The 1,438-nt window shown below is 73.7% G+C and carries 2 pseudogenes; both read right to left on the minus strand.

The annotated features are described in order from the left end of the window. Nucleotides 1-219, minus strand: a pseudogene (locus VR44_RS45115) (hypothetical protein); the annotation flags it as partial. Next, a pseudogene (locus VR44_RS19125) lies at nt 219-960 on the minus strand (RNA polymerase sigma factor). The pseudogenes VR44_RS19125 and VR44_RS45115, both read right to left, overlap by 1 nt. Between the last annotated feature and the right edge of the window lie 478 nt (nt 961-1,438).

The raw sequence follows: 1,438 nt of genomic DNA on the forward strand, positions 1-1,438 counted from the left end.
GGTCGCGTGCGCCGCGCGGAACGCGGCGAGGGCCGCGGCCTCGCCGGGCAGCTCGCGGTCCGCGGAGGGCGGGGTCAGGGCGTCGAGGGCGGCGCGCAGCCTGGCGGCTTCGGCCCGGGCGCGGGGGTCGGCTCCGGGTCCGGCCGGACCGGCGGCCCGTCCGCGCAGCAGCTCTTCCGCCGTGGCTCCGTCCAGCCACGCCTTGTGCTCGTCGGCCATCACATGTCCTTCTGCGTCCGCCAACGTGAATGCGTCACACCGGTTTGTTCGACGAGGTCCTTCGCCCGTGCCCGCTGCGCCGGTACGGCGTCGAGGTCCCGGTCCCGCGCCGGGTCTCCGGCATTATGGCCGACCCTCGTCCGCGCGTCGGCCCCGCCCGTGGGTCCGGAGTCGGCGTTCAGGAGCTCGGCGAGCTTCTTCAGCCCCCGGTGGGCGGCCGTGCGGACCGCGCCGGGGCGCTTGCCCAGGGTCTCGGCCGCGCTCTTGGCGTCGAGGCCGACGACCACCCGCAGGACGACGGCCTCGGCCTGGTCCTGGGGGAGCTGGGCGATCAGCGCCATGGTGCGGCCCGTGGACAGGGCCTCCATGGCCTCGCCGTAGGTGTCGGAGTCCGCGGCCCGGCCCGTCAGCTCGGTCTCGTCACCGCCGACGGCGGGCCGGCGGCCGCGCATGCGCGGGCCGGCGGCTGCGCATGCGGATGTGGTCGAGGGCCCGGTTGCGGGCGATGCGGGCCGCCCAGCCGCGGAAGCGGTCGGCGTCCCCGGTGAAGGAGGCGAGGTCGCGGGCGATCTGCAGCCAGGCCTCGGAGGTCACGTCCTCGGCGTCGCCGTCGCCGACGAGCGTCCGTACGTATCCGAGCAGGCGCGGGTGCACGGCGCGGTACACAGTCCGGAACGCGCTCTCGTCGCCGTCCTGTGCCGCGAGCACCGCGGCGGTCAGCTCCGCGTCGTCCCCCAGCAAAGTCCCCAACCCGTTCGACGTCCTGTACGTGTGGCGCAAATCCGCACGTTACGGCTTTCACGCACCTCTCGTCCACGCGTTGTACAACCAGCAACCAAACCTGCGCGGAGCGAGGTGTGACAGAAAACGCACTCCGGACGCTGACACAGATACGGGCTTGTCGCACGAGCCCGTGACGGATGGCGGCCGGGGCCTCTCCTGTGGGGGGTGGCGGCCTCGGTCGCCCTCCCCTCTCTTCGGCCGGTTCAATCCGGCCCGGGTGTCATCCTTTCGGCTCACTTCCGGGTGAAATCCCCTTATGCATACGCCACCGCCTCTCCGAGATCGCTAGCGTGGCGGTACACCCGCGCCGCGCCCCGAGGAGAACTCCGCTGTCCAGCCCCCTTCCGGCACAGGTCCGCGGCCCGGTCTCCGCCCCGGGCACCGGGCTGGCGCGGTTCAACTCGCTGCCGCCCGAGCACGCCCGGACGGCCCTGCT

Source organism: Streptomyces katrae (assembly GCF_000966975.1).
Classification (GTDB): Bacteria; Actinomycetota; Actinomycetes; order Streptomycetales; family Streptomycetaceae; genus Streptomyces; species Streptomyces katrae.